The sequence below is a fragment of the Enterobacter chuandaensis genome, assembly GCF_003594915.1.
Classification (GTDB): Bacteria; Pseudomonadota; Gammaproteobacteria; order Enterobacterales; family Enterobacteriaceae; genus Enterobacter; species Enterobacter chuandaensis.
Genome location: NZ_QZCS01000017.1, coordinates 16790 through 43604 on the forward strand (window position 1 = coordinate 16790; position 26815 = coordinate 43604).

Sequence of the window (26815 nt, forward strand, 5' to 3'; positions counted from 1 at the left end):
ATGCGAATATTTGTCTACGGCAGTTTACGAACCAGGCAAGGCAACAGTCACTGGATGACCAATGCCCAGCTACTGGGGAATTACAATATCGAGAACTACCAGTTGTACAGCCTGGGCCACTATCCAGGCGCGGTTCCCGGCGAAGGAACAGTACAGGGTGAAGTTTATCGTATTGATAATGCTACACTTGCCGAACTTGATGCCTTGCGCACCAGGGGCGGTGAATACGCTCGCCAGTTGATCCAGACGCCGTACGGAAGCGCGTGGATGTATGTCTACCAGCGTCCGGTCGACGGGTTAACGCGGATTGTAAGCGGTAACTGGTTAGACAGAGACCAGTACTGAAAAACGACAACGCCACCGTGAGGTGGCGTTGTTTTTTGTGCTTTCAGCTCTCTTCTGCATCCCGGCGCCGGGTTAAAAACAGAGGAACGAACAGCATGATGTACGGAGCAATAAGCCATAACAAGCACAGCGCGCGTGAACGTCCATAGTAGTTTATGCACCGCGTATTGCTTGAAATGACGGGCAGGAAAAACAGTAAAAACAGCAGAATCGCATAATCGCTTCTATACGGGATCCATAAGTAAAACAAAAACCAGGCAAGCTGGAATGTCATGATGCACAGATACTGCCATTTGCTGTCTTTGCCGTAACAGTCAAACGCCTTTATGTAGCCCATTTTTATGCTTTGAAGAAAGAAACTTAGCATGTATAACGCTCACGATCGCGACGGTCAGGAGTGTGCTTGTCACCAACGCCCCTAAAAAATAGCTGTGGGTGATATCAGTAACACCCGAGCCTAAAGTATGCAATTTACTATAACCTCTATCGACTGCAACAAAAAGAGTATATAGCCCGATGTTAATAAATAACTGAAGCAGGCAAGAAGTGATGATATTTTGCGGGATTCTTTTTAAAAGAGTGAGTGCCGCATGGATAATACCTGCCGACAGAGCAAAAAAGAGACCGTTAAATAAACTGGATAGTATGAAGCTATTTATTTCACTAAATACTAAGCTATCACTTCCATAATACCATGCCATGTATTCAACATAGGTACTTCTGCCAAAGATAAAAGCGGCAATAATAAGGATGAGCAGACTCACAATATGCCTTTTCTTACTCATAATTTTGCTCCCTTAGATAACAGCTCCTTCATCGTTTTACTGGCTTCTAGCTGATCTTTGATGATGGCAAGATCACGAGTATTGTGGTTATATTTTGCAATAGCGGTTGGCGTACCCTTTCCACCATTGTCCATAAAGAAGACGATATCCTTACGACCATAAAGAAGAACTTGCGGGATGGGATCTCGTCCATAACTTACCGCTTGTGGAAGGGAGTGGATAGACTCTGTCGTGAGGAAGCGAGGAATATTTTCATGCTCAATATTACCTAAAGGCGTTGTGGCAACAAGGGAGCCAATAAAATCGGTCGTATATACTAACGCATCTGTATCTTTAGTGGTTATTTTTGAACCTGTAATATATTTAATCTGTTGCCAAAGAGTAATATCTTTAGGGATAACCTTAACGCCATCCATAAACATATCTTGCTTGCGTTTTAGCTGAATGACAGTACGGTGCACTTGGGTTAAAGAGGGGCTGATTTCCCCAACTGAAGGCATTAGGCCATCGCGGGAATACAGCCTTTCAATGATAAAATAAATTCCAGTTGGGCGGGCAACATCAATGTTAATGGATGACATATGAATCCTAAAATGAATGGGGATTAATGTTCATAATGACAGTATGTTGTGAACAGACAGGCTATTCAACCACTCCCACTATAAATGATAGGGTGGCTTTTCTGTTTTTTATAGTTCATTCAAAAGGAATGAGATTTTTCTTAAAGAATTCGTCTGTATTGCTTTTAACCAGGGAAATAATAAAGCCCCGACTCGCGGGGCTTTATTGATCGGCAGTAAGAATTACTTCTTAGCAGCACGTTCGAAGGAGGCGATGATTTCTGCTTTCGCCGCTTCTGCGTTGTCCCAGCCGTCAACTTTAACCCACTTGCCTTTTTCGAGGTCTTTGTAGTGCTCGAAGAAGTGAGTGATCTGCGCTTTCAGCAGCTCTGGCAGGTCGTTCACATCTTTGATGTGATCGTATTCTTTGCTCAGCTTGGTGTGCGGTACCGCAACCAGCTTCGCATCTTCACCGGATTCGTCGGTCATCTTCAGGACGCCAACTGGACGGCAGCGAATAACAGCGCCTGGCTGCAGTGGGTATGGCGTTGGGACCAGCACGTCAACCGGGTCACCGTCCAGAGACAGGGTATGGTTGATGTAACCGTAGTTGCACGGATAGAACATCGCGGTAGACATGAAACGGTCTACGAACAGGGCGCCGCTCTCTTTGTCCACTTCGTATTTGATCGGATCTGCGTTGGCCGGGATTTCGATAACTACGTAGATGTCTTCTGGCAGTTCTTTACCCGCTGGGACGTTGAGTAAGCTCATGTCGGTGTCCTTTAAAATGGATGGTAAACAAGTGGCAGGTATTATAGCCAACTCACGCTGAATGTCTCCGCCTGTTTTCGCATTCTCTCCCCGCACGCGCCACTTTTCAGACCGATTCCATGACAGGAAAATCCATAAACTCAGCCGCATTTTTAATGGTGAAATGAAAGCGATTACAAACTTGTGATTAACGTTTTATTCACTTTTCTGAAGTGTGATGTAACGCAATTCGTTACATATTTCATTGGCTATAGTCATTTCGCAGAACATCTTTTAACCAACAATAAACACCCCTACGAGGACGCTCATATGTGGAAGCGCTTACTTCTTGTCACAGCAGTTTCGGCAGCCATGTCGTCTATGGCGATGGCCGCACCCTTAACCGTAGGTTTTTCGCAAGTTGGCTCTGAATCCGGCTGGCGTGCGGCAGAAACCAACGTTGCGAAAAGCGAGGCTCAGAAACGCGGCATCACCCTGAAAATCGCCGATGGTCAGCAAAAGCAGGAAAACCAGATCAAAGCCGTGCGCTCGTTTATCGCCCAGGGCGTGGATGCCATCTTTATTGCTCCGGTCGTGGCGACGGGATGGGAGCCGGTTCTGAAGGAAGCGAAAGACGCTGAAATTCCGGTGTTCCTGCTCGATCGTTCCATCGATGTAAAAGACAAATCTCTCTATATGACCACCGTCACCGCCAACAACGTGCTTGAAGGGCAATTGATTGGTGACTGGCTGGTGAAACAGGTCGACGGCAAGCCGTGTAACGTCGTTGAGCTGCAGGGCACCGTCGGGGCGAGCGTGGCCATCGACCGTAAGAAAGGCTTTGCTGAAGCCATCGCCAAAGCGCCAAACATCAAGATCATCCGCTCCCAGTCCGGAGACTTTACCCGCAGTAAAGGTAAAGAAGTCATGGAGAGCTTTATCAAGGCTGAAAACAACGGCAAGAACATCTGCATGGTTTACGCCCACAACGATGACATGGTGATCGGTGCGATTCAGGCGATTAAAGAAGCGGGCCTGAAGCCGGGCAAAGATATCCTCACCGGCTCTATCGACGGCGTGCCGGACATCTATAAAGCGATGATCGACGGTGAAGCCAACGCCAGCGTCGAGCTGACGCCGAACATGGCGGGCCCGGCATTCGACGCGCTGGAGAAATTCAAGAAAGACGGCACGATGCCTGAGAAGGTGACCGTCACCAAATCCACGCTCTACCTGCCGGATACGGCGAAAGAAGAGTTAGAGAAGAAGAAAAATATGGGCTACTAAGCCCCGCCGCGCCCCTCACCCTAGCCCTCTCCCCGGAGGGGAGAGGGAAAAAGGCAGGGCGGAGCTGGATATTAACAATTGGCACGATCAATCCCCTCTCCCCTATGGGGAGAGGGTCAGGGTGAGGGGGGGCGTTATGAATAATGAACAACACCAGGAAATCCTCCGCACAGAGGGCTTAAGCAAATTCTTCCCCGGCGTAAAGGCGCTGGATAGCGTTGATTTTAGCCTGCGGCGCGGCGAGATCATGGCGCTGCTGGGCGAGAACGGCGCGGGGAAATCGACGCTGATTAAATCCCTGACCGGCGTTTATCACGCCGATCGCGGCACCATCTGGCTGGAAGGCAACGCCATTTCGCCAAAAAATACCGCCCATGCCCAACAGCTGGGGATCGGGACGGTGTACCAGGAAGTGAACCTGCTGCCGAACATGTCGGTGGCGGATAACCTGTTTATTGGCCGTGAGCCAAGACGTTTTGGCCTGCTGCGCCGCAAAGAGATGGAAGCGCGGGCGACAAAACTGATGGAATCGTACGGCTTCTCCCTCGACGTCCGTGAGCCGCTGAACCGCTTTTCCGTGGCAATGCAGCAGATCGTCGCCATCTGTCGGGCGATCGATCTCTCTGCGAAGGTGCTGATCCTCGATGAACCCACCGCCAGCCTCGATACCCAGGAAGTGGAGATGCTCTTCACCCTGATGCGCCAGCTGCGCGATCAGGGCGTCAGCCTGATCTTCGTCACGCACTTCCTCGATCAGGTTTACGAGGTGAGCGATCGCATCACGGTGCTGCGCAACGGCAGCTTTGTCGGCTGCCGCGAAACCCGCGAGCTGCCGCAGATCGAGCTGGTCAAAATGATGCTGGGCCGCGAGCTGGAAACCAATGCCCTCCAGCGCGCAGGGCGCACGCTGCTGAGCGAGAAGCCGGTCGCCGCATTCAGCGATTACGGCAAAAAAGGAACTATCGCGCCGTTTAACCTGGAAGTGCGTCCCGGCGAAATTGTCGGCCTGGCGGGCCTGCTGGGCTCAGGCCGGACCGAAACCGCCGAGGTGATCTTCGGGATCAAGCCTGCCGACAGCGGCAGCGCGCTGATCAAGGGCAAACCGCAAACGCTGCGATCGCCGCATCAGGCCTCCTGTCTGGGCGTCGGCTTCTGCCCGGAAGACCGGAAAACGGACGGCATTATTGCCGCCGCCTCGGTGCGGGAAAACATCATTCTGGCGCTTCAGGCACAGCGCGGCTGGCTGCGCCCGATCCCCCGTAAAGAGCAGAACGCCATCGCCGAGCGCTTTATCCGCCAGCTCGGCATCCGCACCCCGAGCGCGGAACAGCCCATTGAGTTTCTCTCCGGCGGCAACCAGCAGAAGGTGTTGCTCTCCCGCTGGCTGCTGACCAAACCGCAGTTCCTGATCCTCGACGAGCCGACGCGCGGTATCGACGTGGGCGCGCATGCCGAAATTATCCGGCTTATCGAAACGCTCTGTGCGGACGGGCTGGCGCTGCTGGTTATCTCATCCGAGCTGGAGGAGCTGGTGGGCTATGCCGATCGCGTCATCATCATGCGCGATCGCAAACAGGTGGCAGAGATCCCGCTGGATAAACTGTCCGTTCCGGCAATCATGAATGCCATCGCGGCGTAAGGAGTGAATCGTGATGTCTCGTTCGCTTTCGCAAACCGGTGAGTCAAAGCGCCGCTTTAACTGGCCAACCGGCACGCCGCAAATTGCGGCGCTGCTGGTGGTACTGCTGGTAGACAGCCTTGTCGCGCCGCATTTCTTCCAGATTATCGTGCAGGATGGCCGCCTGTTTGGCAGCCCGATTGATATTTTAAACCGTGCCGCGCCCGTGGCGCTGCTGGCCATCGGGATGACGCTGGTCATCGCCACCGGCGGGATTGACCTTTCTGTCGGCGCGGTGATGGCGATTGCCGGAGCGACGGCAGCGTCAATGACCGTCGCCGGGCACAGCCTGCCGGTGGTACTGCTGGCGGCCTTATGCACCGGCGTGCTGGCCGGACTATGGAACGGTATTCTGGTGGCGGTACTGAAAATTCAGCCCTTCGTCGCGACCCTCATTTTGATGGTGGCCGGGCGCGGGGTGGCGCAGTTGATTACCTCCGGACAGATTGTCACCTTCAACTCCCCGAGCCTGGCGTGGCTCGGTAGCGGCAACCTTCTGTTCTTCCCGACGCCGGTGATTATTGCTCTGGTCACGCTCGTTGTCTTTTGGCTCTTTACCCGCAAAACGGCGCTCGGCATGTTTATTGAAGCGGTGGGGATCAACATCCGCGCCGCGCGCAACGCCGGGGTCAATACCCGATTGATGGTGATGCTGACCTACGTGCTGAGCGGCGTATGCGCCGCCATTGCCGGGGTCATCGTCGCGGCGGATATTCGCGGGGCCGATGCCAACAACGCCGGACTCTGGCTGGAGCTGGATGCGATCCTCGCGGTGGTAATCGGTGGCGGATCGCTGATGGGCGGGCGCTTTAACCTGCTGCTCTCGGTGATCGGCGCGCTGATCATTCAGGGCATGAACACCGGGATCCTGCTTTCGGGGTTCCAGCCGGAACTCAACCAGGTGGTGAAAGCGGTGGTCGTGCTCTGCGTGCTGATCGTCCAGTCGCCGCGCTTTGTCAGCATCATTAAGGGGATCCGTGGCCATGATAAAACGTAATTTACCGTTAATGATCACGCTGGGCGTGTTTGTGCTGGGGTATCTCTACTGTCTGACGCAGTTCCCCGGTTTTGCCTCAACGCGCGTGATCTGCAACATTCTGACGGACAATGCCTTTTTAGGCATTATTGCCGTCGGCATGACCTTTGTGATCCTCTCCGGCGGGATCGACCTCTCCGTCGGCTCGGTGATCGCGTTTACGGGCGTATTCCTCGCGAAGGCGATCGGCTTCTGGGGCATCTCTCCGCTGGTGGCGTTTCCGCTGGTGCTGGTGATGGGCTGCGCGTTTGGTGCCTTTATGGGGCTGCTGATTGACGCGCTGAAAATTCCGGCGTTTATCATTACGCTTGCCGGGATGTTTTTCCTGCGCGGGGTAAGCTATCTGGTGTCGGAGGAGTCGATTCCGATCAACCACCCGGTCTACGACACGCTCTCCAGCCTGGCGTGGAAGATCCCCGGCGGCGGTCGTTTAAGCGCGATGGGGCTACTGATGCTGGGTGTGGTGGTGATTGGCATTTTCCTTGCCCACCGCACCCGGTTCGGCAATCAGGTTTACGCCATAGGCGGTAACGCTACGTCGGCAAACCTGATGGGGATTTCCACCCGCAGCACCACCATCCGCATCTATATGCTCTCGACCGGCCTGGCGACGCTGGCAGGTATTGTCTTCTCGGTGTATACCCAGGCGGGTTATGCCCTGGCGGGCGTCGGCGTGGAGCTGGATGCCATTGCCTCGGTGGTTATCGGCGGCACGCTGCTCAGCGGTGGGGTAGGGACGGTGCTGGGCACACTTTTCGGCGTGGCGATCCAGGGGCTGATACAAACCTACATCAACTTCGACGGCACGCTGAGCTCATGGTGGACGAAGATCGCCATTGGCATCCTGCTGTTTATATTTATCGCCCTGCAGCGTGGCCTGACGGTGCTCTGGGAGAACCGACAAAGCTCACCTGTTACCCGTGTGAACACATCGGTAACAGAGCCATAACATGCTGAAATTGCTTAAACTCTAAACATTTTCCGGTAGCGGCCGATACTCTTTTTTTATGCCCAGAAATATCTCGCTACCGGAAATAATATCATGCTTAAAACGCTATCGATTCGTACCGGCTTGCTCTCTTTACTGGCCGTTATGACCCTTCTGCTGCTGATTGTCAGCGGCATCGGCATTTATGCCCTCACACAGAGTTCTTCCTCGCTGCAACGCATTAATCACCTCCAGGGTGAGCAGATGGTGCAGCTGAATACCGGCTATACGCTGATCCTGCGCGCGCGCAATGAGGCGGGGCAGGCCGTCCGCATGATGGAAATCGGCATGCTGGACGATGCGGCCAAAGCGGTAAAAAACATCAATCAGGAAGTCGCCCTGGCCCAGAAAACGTTGAAAGGCGTGATTGACAGCGGCGTGGCTGACGAGCAGGGGCAGCAGCTCCTCGATAAAGTCGCGGCCAGCCTGGCGACGTACAACCAGCAGGGGATCGGCCCGATGCTGAAAACCCTGAATGACCAGAGCGCAGACAGCTATTACGACCTGCTGGAAAACACGCTGATCCCGCTGGCGAAGCAGTTCGATAACGACATGCAGGCGTTTCAGAAATGGAGCGAAGCGCGAGGCCAGGCGGAAGTGAGCGCCGTGCAGGCGAGCAAAACCCGCGTGCTGATCCTGATTATCGTCGCCGCGCTGCTGACGGCGGGCATTATCGTGCTCGCCTGGCTGGTGCTGCGCCATATGCTGCTTAAGCCGCTGTCGGCCTCCATTGCGCAGCTGGAGAATGTGGCGGCGGGAGACTTAACCCATACGCTGAATGCCCCGGCGAGCCAGGAGTTTAACCGCCTCAACGCGGCGATAGAGGAGATGCGTCAGTCGCTGATGAACTCGGTTCTGCGGGTTCGCGATGCCAGCTCGCAAATTGATACCGGCAGCCGCGAGCTGACGGCGGGGAACCGGGATCTGGCTGAGCGCACCGAATCCACCGCCACGTCGCTGGAGCAGACCGCCGCGAGCATGGAGCAGATCACCGCCACGGTGAAGCTTAACGCCGACAACGCCGAGCAGGCGCACCAGCTGGCGAAGTCCGTTTCCGACACCGCCGATCACGGCAGCGAAATGGTCTGCTACGTGATTGAAAAAATGCGCGATATCTCCGGCAGCTCGGCGCGCATCGCCGACATCCTGAGCGTGATTGACGGTATTGCCTTCCAGACCAACATTCTGGCGCTTAACGCCTCCGTGGAAGCGGCGCGCGCGGGCGAGCAGGGGCGTGGGTTTGCCGTTGTCGCCGGTGAAGTCCGTAACCTCGCCAGCCGCAGCGCCGACGCGGCGAAAGAGATCCGCTCTCTTATCAGCGATTCGCAGACCCACGTTAACGAGGGCAGCGAGCTGGCCCAGCAGGCGGGTGAAACGATGGACGAGATTGCTACAGAAGTGCTGCGCATGACCAAACTGATGCGTGAAATTGCCACCGCGTCTCAGGAGCAGAGCCGCGGCATTGAGCAGGTGAATATTGCGGTGAACCAGATGGATGAAACCGCGCAGCAGAATGCGGCGCTGGTACAGCAATCCTCCGCCGCGACCCGCTCTCTTGAGGAGCAGTCGCGCCAGCTGATGGACGCCATGTCATCATTTAAAGTGACGGCTCAGACTGCGGCATAATATTTCCCAGCCCCGGTGCGTTCTGTGCCGGGGATTTATTTCTCGCGGAATTTATCGTCGCAATATTATCGTGAATATCACCCATTAATATTTCCAGCGAGCTGGTTAACGCTAACGCTTTTTCCGTGGGTTCAAGATATAAACCTTTGCGGAAAAATAACGGTTCATCAAACAGTTGATTAAAGCGTTTCAACGCCAGGCTCACCGCAGGACGGGACATCTCCAGACGCAACGAGGCTTTTGCCATACTGCCGCAGCGGACGACTTCAATAAATACAGGAATAAGGTTTAAATCAATGCCGGTATTAGCACGGGAATAATTTTTCATTGCAATTCTGCTCCAGGAAATAATTGTCAAACTGTTATGGAAATAATGCAGGAGCAGGGATAAAGATTAAAGCGTGATTTTTATAAACACTTATACGGTAAAATATATAAATGTGTTGGGGAGCCTGACTGGCTCCCCGGGAGAGGTATTACGCGTCCGGGTACTCACGGATAAAACGTTCAACGTCTTCAACCATATGGTTGTTACCGACGAAGAACGAACGACGCTGGTGCAGGCTTTCCGGCACGATGTCCAGAATACGCTCTTTACCGTCGCTCGCCTTGCCGCCCGCCTGTTCGGCGAGGAACGCCATCGGGTTGCATTCGTACAGCAGGCGCAGCTTCCCGTCCGGGTGGCTGGCGGTGCTTGGGTAGAGGTAGATACCGCCTTTCAGCAGGTTACGGTGGAAATCAGCAACCAGAGAACCAATGTAGCGGGACGTGTACGGACGCTGGGTTGCTTTATCTTCTTCCTGACAGAATTTGATGTACTTCTTCACGCCGTTCGGGAACTTGATGTAGTTGCCTTCGTTGATGGAGTAGGTGCTGCCTTTCTCCGGGAAGCGCATACGTTCCTGGCACAGGCAGAAGACGCCCAGTGAAGGATCGTAGGTAAAGGCGTGAACGCCGCATCCGGTGGTGTAGACCAGCATAGTGGAGGAGCCATAGACGACGTAACCGGCCGCAACCTGTTTACTGCCCGGCTGCAGGAAATCTTCTTCTGTTACCGGCGTGCCGACAGGCGTAACGCGGCGGTAGATGGAGAAAATGGTACCGACAGAAACGTTAACGTCGATGTTGGAGGAGCCGTCGAGCGGGTCCATCAGTACGACGTATTTCGCGTGTTCACACCCTTCGAATACAACAATTTCATCTTCTTCTTCGGAGGCGATACCCGCAACGATGTCGCGCGCGCGCAGTGCAGCTTTCAGTTTTTCATTTGCGAACAGATCGAGTTTCTGCTGAACCTCGCCCTGAACGTTCTCGGCACCGCTGGCACCCAGGATATCGACCAGACCGGCCTTGTTGATATCACGATGGATGATCTTAGCGCCCAGCTTTATTGCCGACAGCAAAGCAGTGAGTTCACCCGTAGCATGAGAGAACTCGTGCTGCTTTTCGACAATAAATTCACCTAACGTTTTCATAACACTTTCCCTGCATCTTTGTGAGTAGAGCGATTGTATGTTCACTAAAACGACTAAAGCCCAACAATCTTAACAAATATTCAAATAGTAGCGCAGAGGTGAATCGCGCCAGCAACATACGGATTTACCTGAAATGCGTTTCACAGCCGCTAACATGTGAGTAAAATGTGCGCCACATTGAAGAAGGATAGTGACGTATGCGCATTCATATATTGGGGATTTGTGGCACTTTCATGGGCGGACTGGCAATGCTGGCGCGCTCGCTGGGCCATGAAGTGACAGGTTCGGACGCCAATGTGTATCCGCCGATGAGCACGCTTCTGGAGAAACAAGGCATCTCGCTGATTCAGGGCTACGATGCCAGCCAGCTGGATCCGGAGCCGGATTTGGTCATTATTGGCAACGCCATGACCCGCGGCAACCCGTGCGTTGAAGCGGTGCTGGAACGCAATATTCCGTTCATGTCCGGCCCGCAGTGGCTGCATGACTTCGTGCTGCGCGACCGCTGGGTGGTTGCCGTTGCCGGTACCCACGGCAAAACCACCACCGCCGGCATGGCGACCTGGATCCTCGAAGCCTGCGGCTACAAGCCGGGCTTCGTGATTGGCGGCGTGCCGGGTAACTTCGACGTCTCTGCGCGTCTCGGCGACAGCCCGTTCTTTGTGATTGAAGCGGATGAATATGACTGTGCATTCTTCGACAAGCGCTCCAAGTTCGTGCATTACTGTCCGCGTACGCTGATCCTCAACAACCTTGAGTTTGACCACGCGGACATCTTTGACGATCTGAAAGCGATTCAGAAACAGTTCCACCACCTGGTGCGCATTGTTCCGGGCCAGGGCCGCATTATCCTGCCGGAGAACGACATCAACCTGAAGCAGACCATGGCGATGGGCTGCTGGAGCGAGCAGGAGCTGGTGGGCGAGCAGGGTCACTGGCAGGCGAAAAAACTCAACGCCGATGCTTCCGAGTGGGAAGTGCTGCTCGACGGTGAGAAAGTGGGCGAGGTGAAGTGGGGCCTGGTGGGCGAGCACAACATGCACAACGGCCTGATGGCGATCGCTGCGGCGCGCCACGTGGGCGTACTGCCTGCTGATGCCGCTAATGCGCTGGGTACGTTTATCAACGCCCGCCGTCGTCTGGAGCTGCGCGGCGAAGCGAACGGCGTGACGGTATATGACGATTTCGCACACCACCCAACCGCCATTCTGGCGACGCTTGCGGCGTTACGCGGCAAGGTTGGCGGCACCGCGCGCATTCTGGCCGTGCTGGAACCGCGCTCGAACACCATGAAAATGGGCATCTGCAAAGACGATCTCGCGCCGTCCCTGGGACGCGCCGACGAAGTCTTCCTGCTGCAGCCGCAGCATATTCCGTGGCAGGTAGCCGAAGTGGCGGACGCCTGCATTCAGCCTGCGCACTGGAGCGCGGACGTGGATGCGCTCGCGGATATGGTGGTGAAAGCCGCTCAGCCTGGCGATCACATTCTGGTGATGAGCAACGGCGGGTTCGGTGGGATCCATCAGAAGCTGCTGGACGGTCTGGCGAAGAAAGCGGAAGCGGCCGCCGACGCGTAAAAAAAAGCCCGGTGGCGCTCGCGCTTACCGGGCCTACATTACTCTTCTCCCTCTCCCCTTTGGGGAGAGGGGCTTACTCTGCGTTCTCAGACAGCTCGCGCAGATACTGGAAAATCAGACGCGCGGACTTCGGCGGCTTATTCCCTTCTTTCTCTTTCTTCGCGTTGCGGATCAATGAACGCAGCTGCTGGCGGTCGGCATCCGGCCACAGGTTCAGCACTTCCGGTACCGCATCATCGCCCTGTTCAATCAGACGATCGCGGATCTGCTCCAGCTTATGGAACAGCGCAACCTGCTGGTTGTGGCGGTTTTTCAGCTTGTCCAGCGCCTGACGGATCGGATCCACGTCGCGCTGACGCAGCATTTTACCGATAAGCTGAAGCTGGCGACGACGGCCTTCTTTTTTGATTTTCTGTGCCAGTTCAATGGCATCACGCAGATCCTGGTCGAGCGGGATCTTATCCAGCGCGTTTTTACCCAGTTCTACCATTTCTGCGCCAAGCTGTTTTAACTCTTCGGCGTCACGTTTAATTTCACTTTTACTGACCCAGATGATCTCATCATCTTCGTCTTCGATGTCATCACCGGGAACGTCGTCGAGCCAGTCTTCGGGCTGCTTAGTCATGTCAGGCTCCTTAAAAAAAGAGGCTAATGTTACCAGTTAAGACGCGCACTGAAAAACGGTTCTCTGTTAGACTTCACTTAACTCTCTCTTACAGTATGGCATTTGCGATGAAAGTAACCTCACAAGTTGAAGCGCAGCGTAAGATTCTGGAAGAAGCCGTCTCCACCGCGCTGACGCTCGCTTCAGGTAAATCAGATGGCGCCGAAGTGGCGGTCAGCAAAACCACCGGCATTAGCGTGAGCACCCGCTATGGCGAAGTGGAGAATGTAGAATTTAACAGCGATGGCGCGCTTGGGATCACGGTGTATCACCAGAACCGCAAAGGCAGCGCGTCGTCTACCGATCTCAGCCCGGATGCCATCGCCCGTACGGTGCAGGCGGCGCTGGATATCGCCCGTTACACCTCTCCGGATCCATACGCAGGGGTGGCGGATAAAGAGCTGCTGGCGTTTGACGCGCCGGATCTCGATCTTTTCCACCCGGCGGAAGTGACGCCGGATGAAGCCATTGAGCTTGCCGCGCGCGCCGAGCAGGCGTCTTTGCAGGCTGACAAGCGCATCACCAATACCGAAGGCGGCAGCTTTAATAGCCACTACGGCATCAAAGTCTTCGGCAACAGCCACGGCATGCTGCAGGGCTACTGCTCCACCCGTCACTCGCTCTCAAGCTGCGTCATCGCCGAAGAGAACGGTGACATGGAGCGTGACTACGCCTACACCATTGGCCGCGCGCTGGGGGATTTACAGTCTCCTGAGTGGGTGGGTAAAGAGTGTGCCGAACGCACGCTGTCACGCCTGTCGCCGCGCAAACTCTCCACCATGAAAGCCCCGGTTATTTTTGCCAATGAAGTGGCGACCGGCCTGTTTGGCCATCTGGTGGGCGCTATCGCGGGCGGCTCGGTTTATCGTAAATCGACCTTTCTGCTCGACTCGCTGGGCAAGCAGATCCTGCCGGACTGGCTGACTATTGAAGAACATCCGCACCTGCTGAAAGGGCTGGCCTCCACGCCGTTCGACAGCGAAGGCGTGCGTACGGAACGCCGCGATATCGTTAAAGACGGCATTCTGACCCAGTGGCTGCTGACCAACTACTCCGCGCGCAAGCTGGGTCTGAAAAGTACCGGACACGCGGGCGGGATCCACAACTGGCGCATTGCCGGGCAGGGCCTCAACTTCGAGCAGATGCTGAAAGAGATGGGTACCGGCCTGGTCGTAACGGAACTGATGGGCCAGGGCGTAAGCGGCATCACCGGCGACTACTCGCGCGGCGCGGCGGGCTTCTGGGTCGAAAACGGCGAAATTCAGTATCCGGTGAGCGAAATTACCATCGCCGGTAACCTGAAGGACATGTGGCGCAATATCGTTACGGTCGGTAACGATATTGAAACACGTAGCAATATACAGTGTGGTTCTGTATTACTGCCGGAAATGAAAATCGCCGGCCAGTAATACCCGAAAAGCGTTTTAATAATAAAAAAGGAAGTGAGCAATGCGTAAACACCTGTTAGCGATCGTCGCGGCTTCAACGCTGGTTCTTGGCTCTTCTGCGTTTGCTGCCGATCTCGAAGACAACATGGACATCCTCAGTCAAAACCTGAAGGTCGTGCAGAAAACGGACAATGCGGCGGAAATGAAAGGCGCACTGACCAAAATGCGTGAAGCGGCGCTGGACGCGCAAAAAGCGACCCCGCCAAAGCTGGAAAGCAAAGCGGCAGACAGCGCAGAGATGAAGGACTATCGCCACGGCTTTGACGTGCTGGTCGGTCAGATCGACGGTGCGCTGAAGCTGGCTAACGAAGGCAAAGTGAAGGAAGCCCAGGCGGCGGCTGACCAGTTTGTTGCGACGCGTAACACGTATCACAAGAAATATCGTTAATTGGGTGCCTGAGCTGTACGTCGTTTCTCCGTATGCGGAGGCGCACTAAAGCGCCCCCGCATCCTTGCTCCCTACTTGCCGGAGCGACAATCCATCCGCGCTGTCACTTCAAGCGAGCCGTTTCGAAAACGGATCTCGCACAGTGTTTTCCTCGTCACCAGCGTTAAGATGATTATTGTCAAAGCAACAATCATCGAAACCCGGATAATTGGGGATTGGCGTTTCATGGATGCCTCCTTGCTTTAAAGCGGGCGAGGTAGCGAACTCCACGGTGTGACGTGTCGTTTCGAGCCCCCGCCCTGATTTTCTATCAGGCGGGGCTTTCCACTTTCCGTCCCATGCCTGAGACGGTCAGTCTCAAGCACCCGCTGCCACTCTAGCGAATCCCCATAAGAAAACCTTATCCACGTCACATTTCTACGAGCCTGCTCGTAAACTTTTCCACTCTGCTTATCTGTTTAGAGCCGCTTAATAGCATGATATTCATCACGTAAATACAGCGGTTTATACGGATTCACCGCATTTATGTGGCACAGATCACTGCTGCGGCTCGCCTTTCCACTTCGAAGTGGAAAACAACTCGCTACAAACCCTTCCCGCCCAACGTTAGTTTTATTCCAGAGCCATTAACGGGGTAAGACGAGTGATTAACGGAGCGGTAATGAACGACGTTGGGGAACAGGCGGTGCAAACAGAACAGCTCGCGACCACCATGCTGCAGCAGGTTTATGCCCTGCTGGCCCGGCACAACATCATCCCCAATGCGGTACAGGAGCAAATGCTCACCTCCCACGTGCGCGCAATGGCGCACCGGTCCGTGACCGGCGAGCCGCTGCCGGAGGTTGAAGCAGAGCTGTTCGACGAAATTTCACCAGATTCAATGCAGCTTGCCCGTGAAGTGGTGGCGCAGTTTGGCAACCTTCCTGATGAAGAGGCCTGGCTGCTCTCCGTTCACTTTGAAGTCGCGAAAGACAACCTTTAAGGAGTAACACATGGAACAGATTACAGTCGTGATTGGCGATCGCCTGGGTAAAGGTCAGAAAGTGGCTGCCGGCGTGGAAAAAGCCGGCGGACGCGCGGTTGTCGTGCCGGGCATGGCGGCGGATATGAAGCTCGGCGACGTGATGAAAGCGGAAAACGCCACCTTTGGCATCTCCTTCTGCGGCAGCGGCGGCGCGGGCACCATCACCGCCCAGACCAAATATGGCTACAAGGCCAAATACGGCATGCGTTCGGTTGAAGAGGGCGTGACCGCCATCAACGAAGGCTGCAACGTGCTGGGCTTCGGCTTTATGGATAAAGAAGAGCTGGGCGAGCGTCTTGTGCAGGCGTGGCAGAAAAAATACGGCGCATAAGCATGAAAGAACAGTTCACAACCACGGTGAGAGTGAAGGGGAAGGGCGACGCGAAAGCGCGCGCCTTTGCCGACGCCCTCAACCACGTTCAGGCCGCGGTGATGAAAGCCTCACCGCATATCTTACTGCGTATTGAGCCACAGGATGTGCAGGTCGTTCAGGCGCATGAAGCGGTGCGAAAAGAAGCGTTTCTGTTCTTCTTTTTGCGCCGGGAAAGACGCACCTACAGCGTGGAGCTGGATGTGACCGTCAACGTGACCGCCATCAATCTTGACCAGGTGGATTTCGTCACGCAACGCTGATTATTCATAAAAGGGCAGACTGATGTTCTTAATTATATTAATAAAATCGCTCATCATTGGCGGCCTGGTTGGCGTCGGTGTCGGAGCCGGGGCTGCACGCATGTTTCATGCGCCTACCACTCAGGGTATGGGCGCGTTTCGTACGTTGGGGGAACTGAACTCCTGTGAAGGGGATCCGGCGTCCCACTTCTCCTTTGGGTTAGGTTTCTTCTTTAACGCCTGGGCCTCTTCCGTGGCCGCAGGTGCCTTCACACAGGACGTAGACCACCGCATCATCCCGAACTGGGGTGCTGCTGCACTGATGATCAAAAACCGTAACGTCGGCGAAACGCTGCACGACCCGCGCAAAATGGCGATTGCCTGCGGCGTGATCGGCATGCTCGTCGTCACCTTCCTGAACCTGACCGCCTCCTCGGTGCCGGCTGCGCTTCAGGTCACCGCCGTGAAGGTGCTGGTGCCCGCCGCGAACCTGCTGGTTAACACCGTGATGCCGGTGATCTTCTGGCTGGCGGCCATTGACGCGGGTAAAAAATCGGGCTTCTGGGCCACCATCTTTGGCGGCGCGGCGCAGTTGATCATGGGCAACGCCGTACCGGGCCTGGTACTGGGGATCCTGATCGGTAAAGGCGTGGAAGAGAGCGGCTGGAACCACGTCACCAAAGTAATGATGGTGGCGATCGTCCTGCTCTTCGTGCTGAGCGGCTTCTTCCGCGGCTTCGACATGAAGATGATCGAATCCTTCCATCTGACCGTGCCGAACTGGCTCGACATGATCCACAACTCGCTCAGCGGTAAATAACAGGAGCCTCTAAATGGAACAGAATAAAGGTTTTTGGTATGCCGACTGGTCGTTCCCGATCTTCGTTGGCCTGCTCTCCTCCGGCGTCTTCGCCGGGACGCACATGTACTACCTCTACGGCATCGGCGCGTTTAACGAAGTGGCCTTCGTGGCGATGCTGAAAGCGGGAATCGATACCGGCGTCTATGGCGCGGTAGCGGCGTTCGGCGCGAGCTTCCTGTTCGCCCGCATTATCGAAGGGTCGCTGGTGGGTATTCTCGACATCGGCGGGGCGATCCAGACCGGCGTGGGCCTCGGCGTTCCGGCACTGCTGCTGGGCGCGGGGATCATGTTCCCGGTGACCAACTTCATTGCCTCGCTGATTACCGGCCTGGTGATTGGTCTGGCGATTGGCTACGTCATCATCCTGGCGCGTAAGTTCACCATCAACCAGAGCAACTCCACCTACGGTGCAGACGTGATGATGGGCGCGGGTAACGCCTCCGGCCGCTTCCTCGGGCCGTTGATTATCCTCAGCGCCATGACCGCCTCCATTCCAATCGGCGTCGGTTCGCTGGTGGGCGCGCTGCTGTTCTACATCTGGCAGAAGCCGATTACCGGCGGTGCGATCCTCGGCGCGATGATTTTGGGCTGGCTGTTCCCGGTCGCTCTTTAATACCCGCGGGCGCTCCGGCGCCCGCCTTATCAGGAGATCCTCATGTTTGATTTACTCCTGCGCCGTGCGCGCCTCGCCGACGATACCCTGACCGATATCGCCATTCAGGACGGGAAGATCGCCGCGACGGGCGAAATTGACGCTCCCGCCCGCAAGACGGTTGAGCTTCACGGTGACGTGTACGTCAGCGCAGGCTGGATTGATTCCCACGTTCACTGCTACCCGAACTCCCCGATTTACCACGACGAGCCGGACAGCGTGGGCATTGCCACTGGCGTCACCACCGTGGTGGACGCGGGCAGTACCGGGGCCGACGACGTGGACGATTTTTACGACATCACCCGCAAAGCCTCCACCGACGTCTTTGCCCTGCTGAACATCTCCCGCGTGGGGCTGATTGCCCAGAACGAGCTGGCTAATATGGCCAACATCGACGCCGACGCGGTGAAGCAGGCGGTGAAGCGCCACCCGGATTTTATCGTCGGCCTGAAGGCGCGCATGAGCAGCAGCGTGGTGGGTGAGAACGGCATTACGCCGCTGGAGCGCGCCAAAGCCATTCAGAAAGAGAACGGCGATCTGCCGCTGATGGTACACATTGGCAATAACCCGCCAAACCTCGACGAAATTGCCGAGCTGCTGAGCTCCGGCGACATCATTACCCACTGCTACAACGGCAAGCCAAACCGCATTCTGACGCCCTCCGGCGAGCTGCGCGCCTCCATTACGTCTGCGCTGAAGCGCGGCGTGCGTCTGGACGTCGGCCACGGCACGGCGAGCTTCAGCTTTGAGGTGGCGAAACGCGCCATCGCGATGGGCATTCTGCCACACACCATCAGCTCGGATATCTACTGCCGCAACCGCATCAACGGCCCGGTCGGCTCGCTGGCAAGCGTGATGTCGAAGTTTCTCGCCATCGGCATGTCATTGCCGCAGGTGATTGACTGCGTGACCTCGAACGCTGCCGATGGTCTGCGCCTGGCGCGGAAGGGCCGCATCCAGCCGGGTCTCGACGCGGATTTAACGCTGTTCACGATTAAACGCCAGCCAACGGTGCTGACGGATGCTGAAAACGACAGCCTGCAGGCTGAACACATTCTGGTGCCGCTTGCCGCGATCCGCGCGGGCAAGGGCTACATGACCGAACAAGGGAGCACGGAACATGTCTTCGATTTATGAGAAGTACAACTTAAAGCAGGTTATCAACACCTCAGGCCGCATGACGGCGCTGGGCGTCTCCACGCCGCGCCCGGAAGTGGTGCAGGCGGCGATGGACGGCATGAATCACTATTTTGAGATGAAGGATTTGGTTAACAAAACCGGGGAATACATCGCGAAGCTGCTGGACGTGGAGGGCGCGACGGTGGTCTCCTGCGCGTCAGCGGGCATTGCCCAGTCCGTGGCGGCGGTGCTGGTAAAAGACAGCGACTGGCTGCTGGAAAACCTGCACGTCACCCCTATCGAGAACAACGAGATCGTGCTGCCGAAAGGCCACAACGTTAACTTTGGCGCGCCGGTCGGCACCATGGTGGCGCTGGGCGGCGGTAAGCTGGTGGAGGCGGGGTACGCCAACGAATGCTCCGCCGATCAACTGGCGGCGGCGATCACCCCGCGCTCCGCGGCGATCCTCTACATCAAATCGCACCACTGCGTGCAGAAAAGCATGCTCAGCGTCGAGCAGGCGGCAGTGGTGGCGCGCAAGCACGATCTCCCGCTGATCGTCGATGCGGCTGCGGAAGAAGATCTGCACGTGTACTACCGCTCCGGCGCGGATCTGGTGATCTACAGTGGCGCGAAGGCGATTGAAGGGCCCACCAGCGGGCTGGTGATCGGCAAAACCCAGTACGTTGAGTGGGTGAAGCGCCAGACGGCGGGCATTGGCCGCGCCATGAAGGTGGGCAAAGAGGGCATTCTTGGCCTGACCTGCGCCATCGAGCACTACCTGACGGCGACCAAAGAGAGCGGCGCCGAGATGGTGGCGAAGATGACGCCGTTTATCGACGCGCTTAACACCCTCAACGGCGTGACCGCGCGCGTGGTCTGGGACAGCGCCGGTCGCGATATCGCGCGCACCGAAATTAAGTTCGACGAAGCCACCACCGGCGTCGGCACGGGCGACCTGGTGGCGAAGCTCAAGCAGGGCGAATACGCCATCTATTTCCGTGGCTACAAGGCCAACGAAGGGATTATCGAAGCGGACGTGCGCAGCGTGACTGCTGACCAGCTGAACATCGTGTATCGCCGCATTAGCGAAGTGTTAGGACAGGAGAAAAAAGCATGAAACTGACCCCCAATTTTTACCGTGACCGCGTCTGCCTGAACGTGCTGGCAGGCTCTAAAGCCAACGCCAGCGCCATTTACGAGGCGGCGGAAGGTCACGTGCTGGTGGGCGTGCTCTCCAAAAATTACCCGGACGTGGCGAGCGCCGTTGCCGATATGCGTGAATACGCCGCGCTGATTGATAACGCGCTCTCCGTAGGCCTCGGCGCGGGGGATCCGAACCAGTCGGCGATGGTGAGCGAGATCTCCCGTCAGGTGCAGCCGCAGCATGTCAACCAGGTGTTCACCGGTGTGGCCACCAGCCGCGCGCTGCTGGGGCAGAATGAATCGGTGGTTAACGGTCTGGTCTCTCCGACCGGCACCGTGGGTATGGTTAAAATCTCCACCGGCCCGCTGAGCAGCAATGCGCCGGACGGCATCGTGCCGGTTGAAACCGCGATCGCCCTGCTGAAAGATTTCGGCGGCAGCTCCATCAAATACTTCCCGATGGGCGGCCTCAAGTGCCGTGACGAGTACCAGGCGGTGGCGGAAGCCTGCGCCCGTCACGACTTCTGGCTGGAGCCAACCGGGGGCATCGATCTGGAAAACTATGAGGCGATCCTGCAGATCGCCCTCGACGCGGGCGTGAGCAAAATCATCCCGCATATCTACAGTTCAATTATCGACAAAGCCAGCGGCGATACGCGCCCGGAAGATGTGCGTACGCTGCTGGCGATGACGAAGAAGCTGGTGAAGTAGAACTCACACATATACAGGAGCCATCATGCACACCCGTAACCTGCTTGTCGCTTCACTCTCAATGCTCGCCACCGCCGCTGTCGCCCAGACGCAATACGCCTGGGTGGGTACCTATAATCCGAACGGTGAAGGGCTGTACCGTTTCACTGTTAACCCGCAAACCGGCGCGCTGAACGATAAAACGCTGGTGAGCAAACTGCCGAATGCGGCGCAGTTGACCCTTTCACAGGACGGCAAAACGCTGTATCTGGCAAGCGAAGTGGAGCAGGGCGTGGTGCAGGCGCTACGGGTGGGCGATGACGGCGCGCTGAGCGAGCTGAATCAGGTGGCGTCCGGCGGCGCGGGGCCGGTGTATCTTTCGCTGACGCCAAACGGTAAGCATCTGCTGGTGGCGAACTACGTCAGCGGATCGATTGCCGTGTTGCCCGTCAACGCGGACGGCAGCCTGGCTGACGCGACGGACACACATCAGGATCAGGGCGAACCGGGTGCGGCGAAGCCGGAAGCGGCTGTCGAGGGGAGCTTTGCCATCAGCGATCACAACGGCCCCCATGCGCACATGATCGCCGCCGATCCGAGCGGGAAATATGTGTTTTCTACCGATCTGGGGCTGGATCGCATCTATCAGTACCGCTTTGACGATCGTACAGGAAAGCTGACGCCGAACGATCCGCCGTTTATCAGCGCCTCCTCAAAAGGCGCCGGCCCGCGCCACTTTGTCTTTACGCCGAAGGGCGATGCCCTGTGGCTGATTAACGAAGAGGCGTCTACGCTCACCCATTATACCGTGAGCGCCGACGGTACCTTAAAAGAGGGCAAAACGCTTTCAGCCCTGCCGGAAGGTTACAAAGGCACCAGCTTTGCAGCAGGGCTCGCATTAAGCGCAGACGGTAAGCAGCTGTATGTGGCGAACCGTTTGCATAACAGCATCGGGCACTTTACCGTAACAGCGGAGGGCACGCTGACGCATCAGGAGGATGTCTGGACCCGCGGCGACTACCCGCGCACCCTGACGCTCGATAAACAGGGACGCTGGCTGTACGTCATGAACCAGCGCAGCGACAACATTACCCGTTTCCGCGTGACGCAGGACGGCAAGCTGAGCTTCGAGCCTGACTATACCCCGGTCGGCAGCCCATCCCAGATGGTCATTTCACCCTGAGCAGTAAGAGGACAACGACGTGCGATTTCCGAACCAACGTTTAGCGCAACTTTTCGATCTGTTGCAAAACGAGACGCTGCCGCAGGACGAACTGGCGCAGCGGCTGTCGGTCTCCACGCGAACCGTCCGCGCAGATATAACCGCCCTTAACGCGCTGCTGGCGAGCCACGGCGCGCAGTTTATTCTGAGCCGGGGCAACGGCTACCAGCTCAAAATTGACGATGCCGAGCGCTATCAGCAGCTGCAGGCATCGCATCCGCGCGCGCTGCGCATTCCGCGAACGGGACCGGAGCGCGTGCATTACCTGGTGGTGCGCTTCCTTACCTCCGCATTTTCCCTCAAGCTTGAAGACCTTGCTGACGAGTGGTTCGTCAGCCGCGCCACCTTGCAGAGCGACATGGTGGAAGTGCGCGAGTGGTTCCAGCGCTATAACCTGACGCTGGAAACCCGCCCGCGCCACGGCATGAAGCTGTTTGGCAGCGAGATGTCGGTCCGCGCCTGCCTGACCGATCTCCTGTGGGAGCTGGCGCAGCAGGACAGCCTCAACCCGCTGGTGACGGAGGTCGCGCTCAACGCCGGAGTACCGGAGCAGATGGTGGCCGTGCTGCACGACGCGCTCACCCGACACCACATTCGTCTGACCGACGAAGGGGAGCTGTTCCTGCGCCTGTACTGCGCGGTGTCGGTGCGTCGTATCAGCGAAGGTTTTCCGCTACCGGAATTCCACGCCGAAGACGTGGAAGAGAACGTGCGGGAAGCGGCGAAAGATATTGCGGTGGCCATTCAGGAGATGGCGGGCAAAGCGCTGTCGCCGTCCGAAGAGAGCTGGCTGTGCGTGCACATTGCGGCGCGGCAGATCCAGGAGATCGCCCCGAGCGCCATTAACGCCGACGACGACGAAGCGCTGGTCAACTACATCCTGCGCTATATCAACACCCACTATAACTACAACCTGCTCAGCGACGCGCAGCTGCACGCAGATCTGCTCACGCACATTAAAACCATGATCACCCGCGTGCGGTATCAAATCATGATCCCTAACCCGCTGCTGGATAACATCAAGCAGCACTACCCGATGGCGTGGGATATGACCCTCGCGGCGGTGTCGAGCTGGGGCAAATACACGCCGTATGTGATCAGTGAAAACGAGATTGGTTTTCTGGTGCTGCATATCGGCGTCGGGCTGGAGCGCCACTACAACATCGGCTACCAGCGCCAGCCGCGCGTGCTGCTGGTATGCGATGCCGGTAACGCGATGGTGCGCATGATCGAGGCGGTGCTTCAGCGTAAATACCCGCAGATTGAGGTGACGCGCACGCTCACCCTGCGCGAATACGAGCTGGCGGATGCCATCGGCGAAGACTTTGTTATCTCCACCGCTCGCGTGAGTGAAAAATCCAAACCGGTGGTGACGATCGCCCCGTTCCCGACCGATTATCAGTTAGAGCAGATCGGCAAGCTGGTGCTGGTGGACCGCACCCGTCCGTGGATGCTGGATAAATACTTCGACGCGGCGCATTTCCGCATTCTCGACACGCCCGTTGACCAGCAAACGCTGTTCCGGGAACTGTGCGCGCAGCTTGAAGACGAGGGGTTTGTCGGCGCGGAGTTCCTGGATTCGGTCATCGAGCGCGAAGCCATCGTCAGTACCATGCTCGGCGACGGCATCGCGCTGCCGCACTCCCTCGGCCTTTTAGCGCAGAAAACGGTGGTCTACACCGTGCTGGCCCCGCAGGGTATTCAGTGGGGGGATGAAACTGCTCATGTGATCTTCCTGCTCGCCATCAGCAAAAGCGAGTACGAAGAGGCGATGGCAATTTACGATATCTTCGTCACCTTTCTGCGCGAACGGGCGATGGCGCGCCTGTGCCAGTGCGGGGATTTTGCCGGGTTTAAGGCGGTGGCGATGGAGAGTTTGAGTCGGTTTTGAGGTAAGGGCGGACGGATAACATCCGCCTTTAATTAGCGCAGATGATGCACAACCTGGTTGCTGCTGCCGCGCCAGATAAGCATAGGATCTTTTAGATCCTGCACGAACTTGCCGTCGACCAGGACGTTAATCAGATCCACCACTTCCATCTGCTGCGCATTCAGTTCATCCAGCTTATATCCCGTCCAGACCCAGATATCTTTTCCCGCACACTCTGCCCGAATGCGCTTCACCAGCTTCAGGATCTCCGGCACGTTTTGCGGGTGCAGCGGGTCGCCGCCGGAGAGGGAAATTCCCTGGCGTTTGATGCGCGTGTCGTTCAGGTCGTTGATGATTCGGTCTTCCATCCCGGCGGTAAACGGCATGCCGGAATTTACGCGCCAGGTGCTTTTGTTGTAGCAGCCGGGGCACTCATGAACGCAGCCTGAAACGAACAGGGTGCAGCGGGTGCCGGGGCCGTTGACGATGTCGACGGGGTAGTACTGATGATAATTCATAGCGTTAACCTGATGCCATTACCCCTCACCCGCCCTCTCCCCACAGGGGAGAGGGGGAAAGGCCGCACCGAGCAGTCCCCTCTCCCCTGTGGGGAGAGGGTTAGGGTGAGGGGAAAATTCGATGAAGAACTTACCCGATCTGCCCATTCCCCAAATGCTTCACGCGGCGCTTCACCTCTTCCTGCTTGCCGGCGTTAAACGGACGCGCGTCCGGGCTGCCGAGATAGCCACACACGCGACGGGTCACGGAGACGCGGGCCGCGTCGTGGTTGCCGCATTTCGGGCAGGTGAAGCCTTTGCTCGTACATTCGAACTCACCGGTAAAGCCGCACTCGTAGCACTCGTCGATCGGCGTGTTGGTCCCGTAATACGGTACGTGCTGATAGCTGTAATCCCACACGTCTTCCAGCGCCTTCAGGTTGTGCTGGATGTTCGGGTACTCGCCGTAGCAGATGAACCCGCCGCTGGCGATCGGCGGATAGGCCGCTTCGAAGTCGATCTTGTCGTACGGGTTCACCTTTTTCTCCACGTCGAGGTGGAAGCTGTTGGTGTAGTACCCTTTGTCGGTCACGCCTTCCACGATGCCGAACTCGGCGGTGTCCAGACGGCAGAAGCGGTCGCACAGGTTCTCGCTCGGCGTACTGTAGAGGCTAAACCCGTAGCCGGTTTCCTCTTTCCACTGGTCAACCGCGTCGCGCAGACGCTGGACAATCGCAATGCCTTTTTCGCGCAGGGCCTCGCTGTCGTACATATGCGCGTCGCCAAACAGGGCGTTGATGGTTTCGTGGATGCCGATATAGCCCAGCGAAATCGACGCGCGGCCGTTTTTAAAGATCTCAGACACGTCATCGTCCGCCTTCAGACGCACGCCGCAGGCCCCTTCCATATAAAGGATTGGCGCGACGCGGGCTTTGACCCCTTCAAGGCGCGCAATGCGGGTCATCAGCGCCTTACGCGCCAGCTGCAGACGTTCATCCAGCAGCTTCCAGAATTCAGCTTCGTTACCTTTCGCCTCCAGCGCGATGCGCGGCAGGTTCAGGCTGATCACGCCCAGGTTGTTACGCCCGTCGTGGATCTGCTCGCCGTTTTCATCTTCGTACACGCCGAGGAAGCTGCGACAGCCCATTGGCGTTTTAAACGAGCCGGTCACTTTGACGACCTGATCGTAGTTCAGGATGTCCGGGTACATACGCTTGCTCGCGCACTCCAGCGCCAGCTGTTTGATGTCGTAGTTCGGATCGCCAAACTTGTGGTTCAGGCCGTCGCGGATGGCGAACACCAGTTTCGGGAACACCGCGGTTTTGCGGTTCTTGCCGAGGCCGGAAATACGGTTGCGCAGAATGGACTGCTGGATCAGGCGCGATTCCCAGCTGGTGCCCAGACCAAACCCGAAGGTTACAAACGGCGTCTGACCGTTGGCGGTGTGCAGCGTGTTCACCTCATATTCCAGAGACTGGAAGGCGTCGTAGCACTCTTTCTCGGTGCGGGAGTGCGCGTAGCCGTCCGCGTCCGGGATCTGCCACTCTTCGGCCGTTTTACGGTGCTTGTTGAAGCTTGCCGCCACGAACGGGGCCAGCACTTCATCAATGCGGTTGATCGTGGTGCCGCCATAAATGTGGCTGGCAACCTGAGCGATAATCTGCGCGGTGACGGCGGTGGCGGTGGAGATCGACTTAGGCGGTTCAATCTCGGCGTTACCCATTTTAAAACCGTGGGTCAGCATGCCTTTCAGGTCGATCAGCATGCAGTTGAACATCGGGAAGAACGGCGAATAGTCGAGATCGTGGTAGTGAATTTCACCGCGCTCGTGCGCCGAGACCACATCGCGCGGCAGCAGGTGCTGACGGGCATAGTGTTTGGCGACGATACCGGCCAGCAGGTCGCGCTGGGTCGGGATCACTTTACTGTCTTTGTTGGCGTTTTCGTTGAGCAGGGCAGAGTTGGTCTGCTCCACCAGGCCACGGATCTCCTGGTTCAGGCGACCGCGCTTCTCACGCTGCACGTCACGATCGTGGCGATATTCAATGTAGGCGCGGGCTAACTGCTTGTAAGGCCCCGCCATCAGCTGGTTTTCAACCGCGGTCTGGATCTCGTTGATATCAACCTGGCTGCGTTCATTCATCTGGCTGCTAACGACTTCTGCGACGGTGGCGCAGTAATCTGCGTCATCGACTCCCGCTGCTTTAGCTGCACGCAGAATGGCTTCCTGGATGCGCTCTGATTTAAACGGCACTTTACAGCCATCACGTTTCATCACATGCGGTGTCATGATCACTCCATTTTTAAAAACAGGTTATCCACAGAGGCGGAGAAGTATTCACCGGGCGTATCCTCAGCCAGTCCAGTTACTTCCCTCGTTCCCAATATTTGTTATCCACAATTCCGGAGAGCTGGCTCGCCGTCTTGTTGTAGGAATAGTAGTCGATTAATACAAGATGTTGGGTTGGAGTGCATTTTAAATGCTACATATAGTGATTTGCATCAAACAAG

The 26815-nt window shown here is 56.7% G+C and carries 28 protein-coding genes; 19 read left to right on the forward strand and 9 right to left on the reverse strand.

What is annotated here, in order from left to right; genetic code table 11:
- A complete protein-coding gene (locus tag D5066_RS20025; protein WP_008501424.1) occupies nt 1-345 on the forward strand; it encodes a gamma-glutamylcyclotransferase family protein in 345 nt (114 codons plus the stop codon).
- 314 nt (nt 346-659) lie between these two features.
- Here the strand turns inward: D5066_RS20025 and D5066_RS20035 are convergent, their stop codons facing one another.
- From D5066_RS20035 to ppa, 3 genes are all read right to left on the reverse strand, one after another.
- On the reverse strand, nt 660-1130 hold the full coding sequence (locus D5066_RS20035) for a hypothetical protein (RefSeq protein WP_119917016.1): 471 nt from the start codon (nt 1128-1130) through the stop codon (nt 660-662).
- Nucleotides 1127-1711, reverse strand: a complete 585-nt coding sequence (locus D5066_RS20040; RefSeq protein WP_119917017.1) for a hypothetical protein — start codon at nt 1709-1711, stop codon at nt 1127-1129. The genes D5066_RS20035 and D5066_RS20040 overlap by 4 nt, the downstream gene beginning before the upstream one ends.
- Nucleotides 1712-1933: 222 nt before the next feature.
- On the reverse strand, nt 1934-2464 hold the full coding sequence (gene ppa / locus D5066_RS20045; RefSeq protein WP_008501423.1) for an inorganic diphosphatase: 531 nt from the start codon (nt 2462-2464) through the stop codon (nt 1934-1936).
- Between the two features lie 309 nt (nt 2465-2773).
- On the opposite strand from ppa, the gene ytfQ reads away from it, so the two are divergent.
- The 5 genes from ytfQ to D5066_RS20070 all read left to right on the forward strand — a co-directional run bounded on the left by ytfQ (nt 2774) and on the right by D5066_RS20070 (nt 9058).
- Nucleotides 2774-3730: a galactofuranose ABC transporter substrate-binding protein YtfQ gene (ytfQ, locus tag D5066_RS20050; protein ID WP_014882271.1), complete on the forward strand. Its 957-nt coding sequence runs from the start codon at nt 2774-2776 to the stop codon at nt 3728-3730.
- A 136-nt stretch (nt 3731-3866) separates the two neighbouring features.
- A complete protein-coding gene (gene ytfR / locus D5066_RS20055) occupies nt 3867-5369 on the forward strand; it encodes a galactofuranose ABC transporter, ATP-binding protein YtfR (RefSeq protein ID WP_119917018.1) in 1503 nt (500 codons plus the stop codon).
- 10 nt (nt 5370-5379) lie between these two features.
- On the forward strand, nt 5380-6405 hold the full coding sequence (ytfT, locus tag D5066_RS20060; RefSeq protein WP_165853360.1) for a galactofuranose ABC transporter, ATP-binding protein YtfT: 1026 nt from the start codon (nt 5380-5382) through the stop codon (nt 6403-6405).
- Nucleotides 6392-7393, forward strand: coding sequence for a galactofuranose ABC transporter, permease protein YjfF (gene yjfF / locus D5066_RS20065; protein ID WP_119917020.1), 1002 nt, complete (start codon nt 6392-6394; stop codon nt 7391-7393). The genes ytfT and yjfF overlap by 14 nt, the downstream gene beginning before the upstream one ends.
- 93 nt (nt 7394-7486) lie before the next feature.
- On the forward strand, nt 7487-9058 hold the full coding sequence (locus D5066_RS20070) for a methyl-accepting chemotaxis protein (protein WP_080328835.1): 1572 nt from the start codon (nt 7487-7489) through the stop codon (nt 9056-9058).
- Here D5066_RS20070 and D5066_RS20075 read toward each other — a convergent pair.
- Nucleotides 9030-9386, reverse strand: coding sequence for a helix-turn-helix domain-containing protein (locus tag D5066_RS20075; protein WP_119917021.1), 357 nt, complete (start codon nt 9384-9386; stop codon nt 9030-9032). The two genes, D5066_RS20070 and D5066_RS20075, sit on opposite strands and share 29 nt — an antisense overlap.
- Nucleotides 9387-9534: 148 nt before the next feature.
- Nucleotides 9535-10533 carry a class 1 fructose-bisphosphatase gene (gene fbp / locus D5066_RS20080; protein ID WP_080328837.1) on the reverse strand — a complete coding sequence of 333 codons (999 nt, stop codon included), beginning with the start codon at nt 10531-10533 and terminating at the stop codon, nt 9535-9537.
- Between the two features lie 197 nt (nt 10534-10730).
- On the opposite strand from fbp, the gene mpl reads away from it, so the two are divergent.
- Nucleotides 10731-12110, forward strand: a complete 1380-nt coding sequence (mpl, locus tag D5066_RS20085; RefSeq protein WP_119917022.1) for a UDP-N-acetylmuramate:L-alanyl-gamma-D-glutamyl-meso-diaminopimelate ligase — start codon at nt 10731-10733, stop codon at nt 12108-12110.
- 73 nt (nt 12111-12183) lie between these two features.
- Here the strand turns inward: mpl and yjgA are convergent, their stop codons facing one another.
- Entirely contained in the window at nt 12184-12735 is a 552-nt protein-coding gene (yjgA, locus tag D5066_RS20090; RefSeq protein WP_028015295.1) for a ribosome biogenesis factor YjgA, read from the reverse strand.
- Between the two features lie 95 nt (nt 12736-12830).
- Here yjgA and pmbA point away from each other — a divergent pair, with 95 nt between their 5' ends.
- Complete coding sequence (gene pmbA / locus D5066_RS20095; RefSeq protein ID WP_119917023.1) at nt 12831-14183, forward strand: metalloprotease PmbA; 1353 nt, start codon at nt 12831-12833, stop codon at nt 14181-14183.
- A 40-nt stretch (nt 14184-14223) separates the two neighbouring features.
- Nucleotides 14224-14610 (forward strand): cytochrome b562, encoded by a 387-nt coding sequence (cybC, locus tag D5066_RS20100; protein WP_028015297.1) that lies wholly within the window; start codon nt 14224-14226, stop codon nt 14608-14610.
- Nucleotides 14611-14681: 71 nt separating this feature from the next.
- On the opposite strand, the gene D5066_RS20105 is transcribed toward cybC, so the two are convergent.
- Nucleotides 14682-14837 carry a Hok/Gef family protein gene (locus tag D5066_RS20105; RefSeq protein ID WP_080328839.1) on the reverse strand — a complete coding sequence of 52 codons (156 nt, stop codon included), beginning with the start codon at nt 14835-14837 and terminating at the stop codon, nt 14682-14684.
- A gap of 416 nt (nt 14838-15253) precedes the next feature.
- On the opposite strand from D5066_RS20105, the gene D5066_RS20110 reads away from it, so the two are divergent.
- The 10 genes from D5066_RS20110 to D5066_RS20155 are packed head-to-tail and all read left to right on the forward strand — an operon-like array spanning nt 15254 to nt 23828.
- Nucleotides 15254-15592, forward strand: a complete 339-nt coding sequence (locus D5066_RS20110) for a PRD domain-containing protein (RefSeq protein ID WP_119917024.1) — start codon at nt 15254-15256, stop codon at nt 15590-15592.
- Between the two features lie 10 nt (nt 15593-15602).
- Nucleotides 15603-15965, forward strand: a complete 363-nt coding sequence (locus tag D5066_RS20115) for an SFCGS family glycine-rich protein (RefSeq protein ID WP_119917025.1) — start codon at nt 15603-15605, stop codon at nt 15963-15965.
- A gap of 2 nt (nt 15966-15967) precedes the next feature.
- On the forward strand, nt 15968-16267 hold the full coding sequence (locus D5066_RS20120) for a DUF4312 family protein (protein ID WP_119917026.1): 300 nt from the start codon (nt 15968-15970) through the stop codon (nt 16265-16267).
- A 22-nt stretch (nt 16268-16289) separates the two neighbouring features.
- Complete coding sequence (locus tag D5066_RS20125) at nt 16290-17066, forward strand: DUF4311 domain-containing protein (protein WP_119917027.1); 777 nt, start codon at nt 16290-16292, stop codon at nt 17064-17066.
- A gap of 13 nt (nt 17067-17079) precedes the next feature.
- The gene (locus D5066_RS20130) at nt 17080-17721 is read left to right on the forward strand and encodes a DUF4310 family protein (protein ID WP_003856081.1); all 642 of its coding nucleotides are present in this window, start codon (nt 17080-17082) and stop codon (nt 17719-17721) included.
- A gap of 42 nt (nt 17722-17763) precedes the next feature.
- A complete protein-coding gene (locus D5066_RS20135) occupies nt 17764-18897 on the forward strand; it encodes an amidohydrolase/deacetylase family metallohydrolase (protein ID WP_119917028.1) in 1134 nt (377 codons plus the stop codon).
- A complete protein-coding gene (locus D5066_RS20140) occupies nt 18881-19999 on the forward strand; it encodes a DgaE family pyridoxal phosphate-dependent ammonia lyase (RefSeq protein ID WP_119917029.1) in 1119 nt (372 codons plus the stop codon). The genes D5066_RS20135 and D5066_RS20140 overlap by 17 nt, the downstream gene beginning before the upstream one ends.
- Nucleotides 19996-20736 (forward strand): 2-dehydro-3-deoxy-phosphogluconate aldolase, encoded by a 741-nt coding sequence (gene dagF / locus D5066_RS20145; RefSeq protein ID WP_062932457.1) that lies wholly within the window; start codon nt 19996-19998, stop codon nt 20734-20736. The genes D5066_RS20140 and dagF overlap by 4 nt, the downstream gene beginning before the upstream one ends.
- A gap of 25 nt (nt 20737-20761) precedes the next feature.
- A complete protein-coding gene (locus D5066_RS20150) occupies nt 20762-21898 on the forward strand; it encodes a lactonase family protein (RefSeq protein ID WP_346807224.1) in 1137 nt (378 codons plus the stop codon).
- A gap of 19 nt (nt 21899-21917) precedes the next feature.
- Nucleotides 21918-23828: a BglG family transcription antiterminator gene (locus D5066_RS20155; RefSeq protein WP_119917031.1), complete on the forward strand. Its 1911-nt coding sequence runs from the start codon at nt 21918-21920 to the stop codon at nt 23826-23828.
- 32 nt (nt 23829-23860) lie between these two features.
- On the opposite strand, the gene nrdG is transcribed toward D5066_RS20155, so the two are convergent.
- Together nrdG and nrdD are read right to left on the reverse strand one after the other, a co-directional pair.
- Entirely contained in the window at nt 23861-24325 is a 465-nt protein-coding gene (gene nrdG / locus D5066_RS20160; protein WP_119917032.1) for an anaerobic ribonucleoside-triphosphate reductase-activating protein, read from the reverse strand.
- A 130-nt stretch (nt 24326-24455) separates the two neighbouring features.
- Nucleotides 24456-26594 carry an anaerobic ribonucleoside-triphosphate reductase gene (nrdD, locus tag D5066_RS20165; protein ID WP_119917033.1) on the reverse strand — a complete coding sequence of 713 codons (2139 nt, stop codon included), beginning with the start codon at nt 26592-26594 and terminating at the stop codon, nt 24456-24458.
- Between the last annotated feature and the right edge of the window lie 221 nt (nt 26595-26815).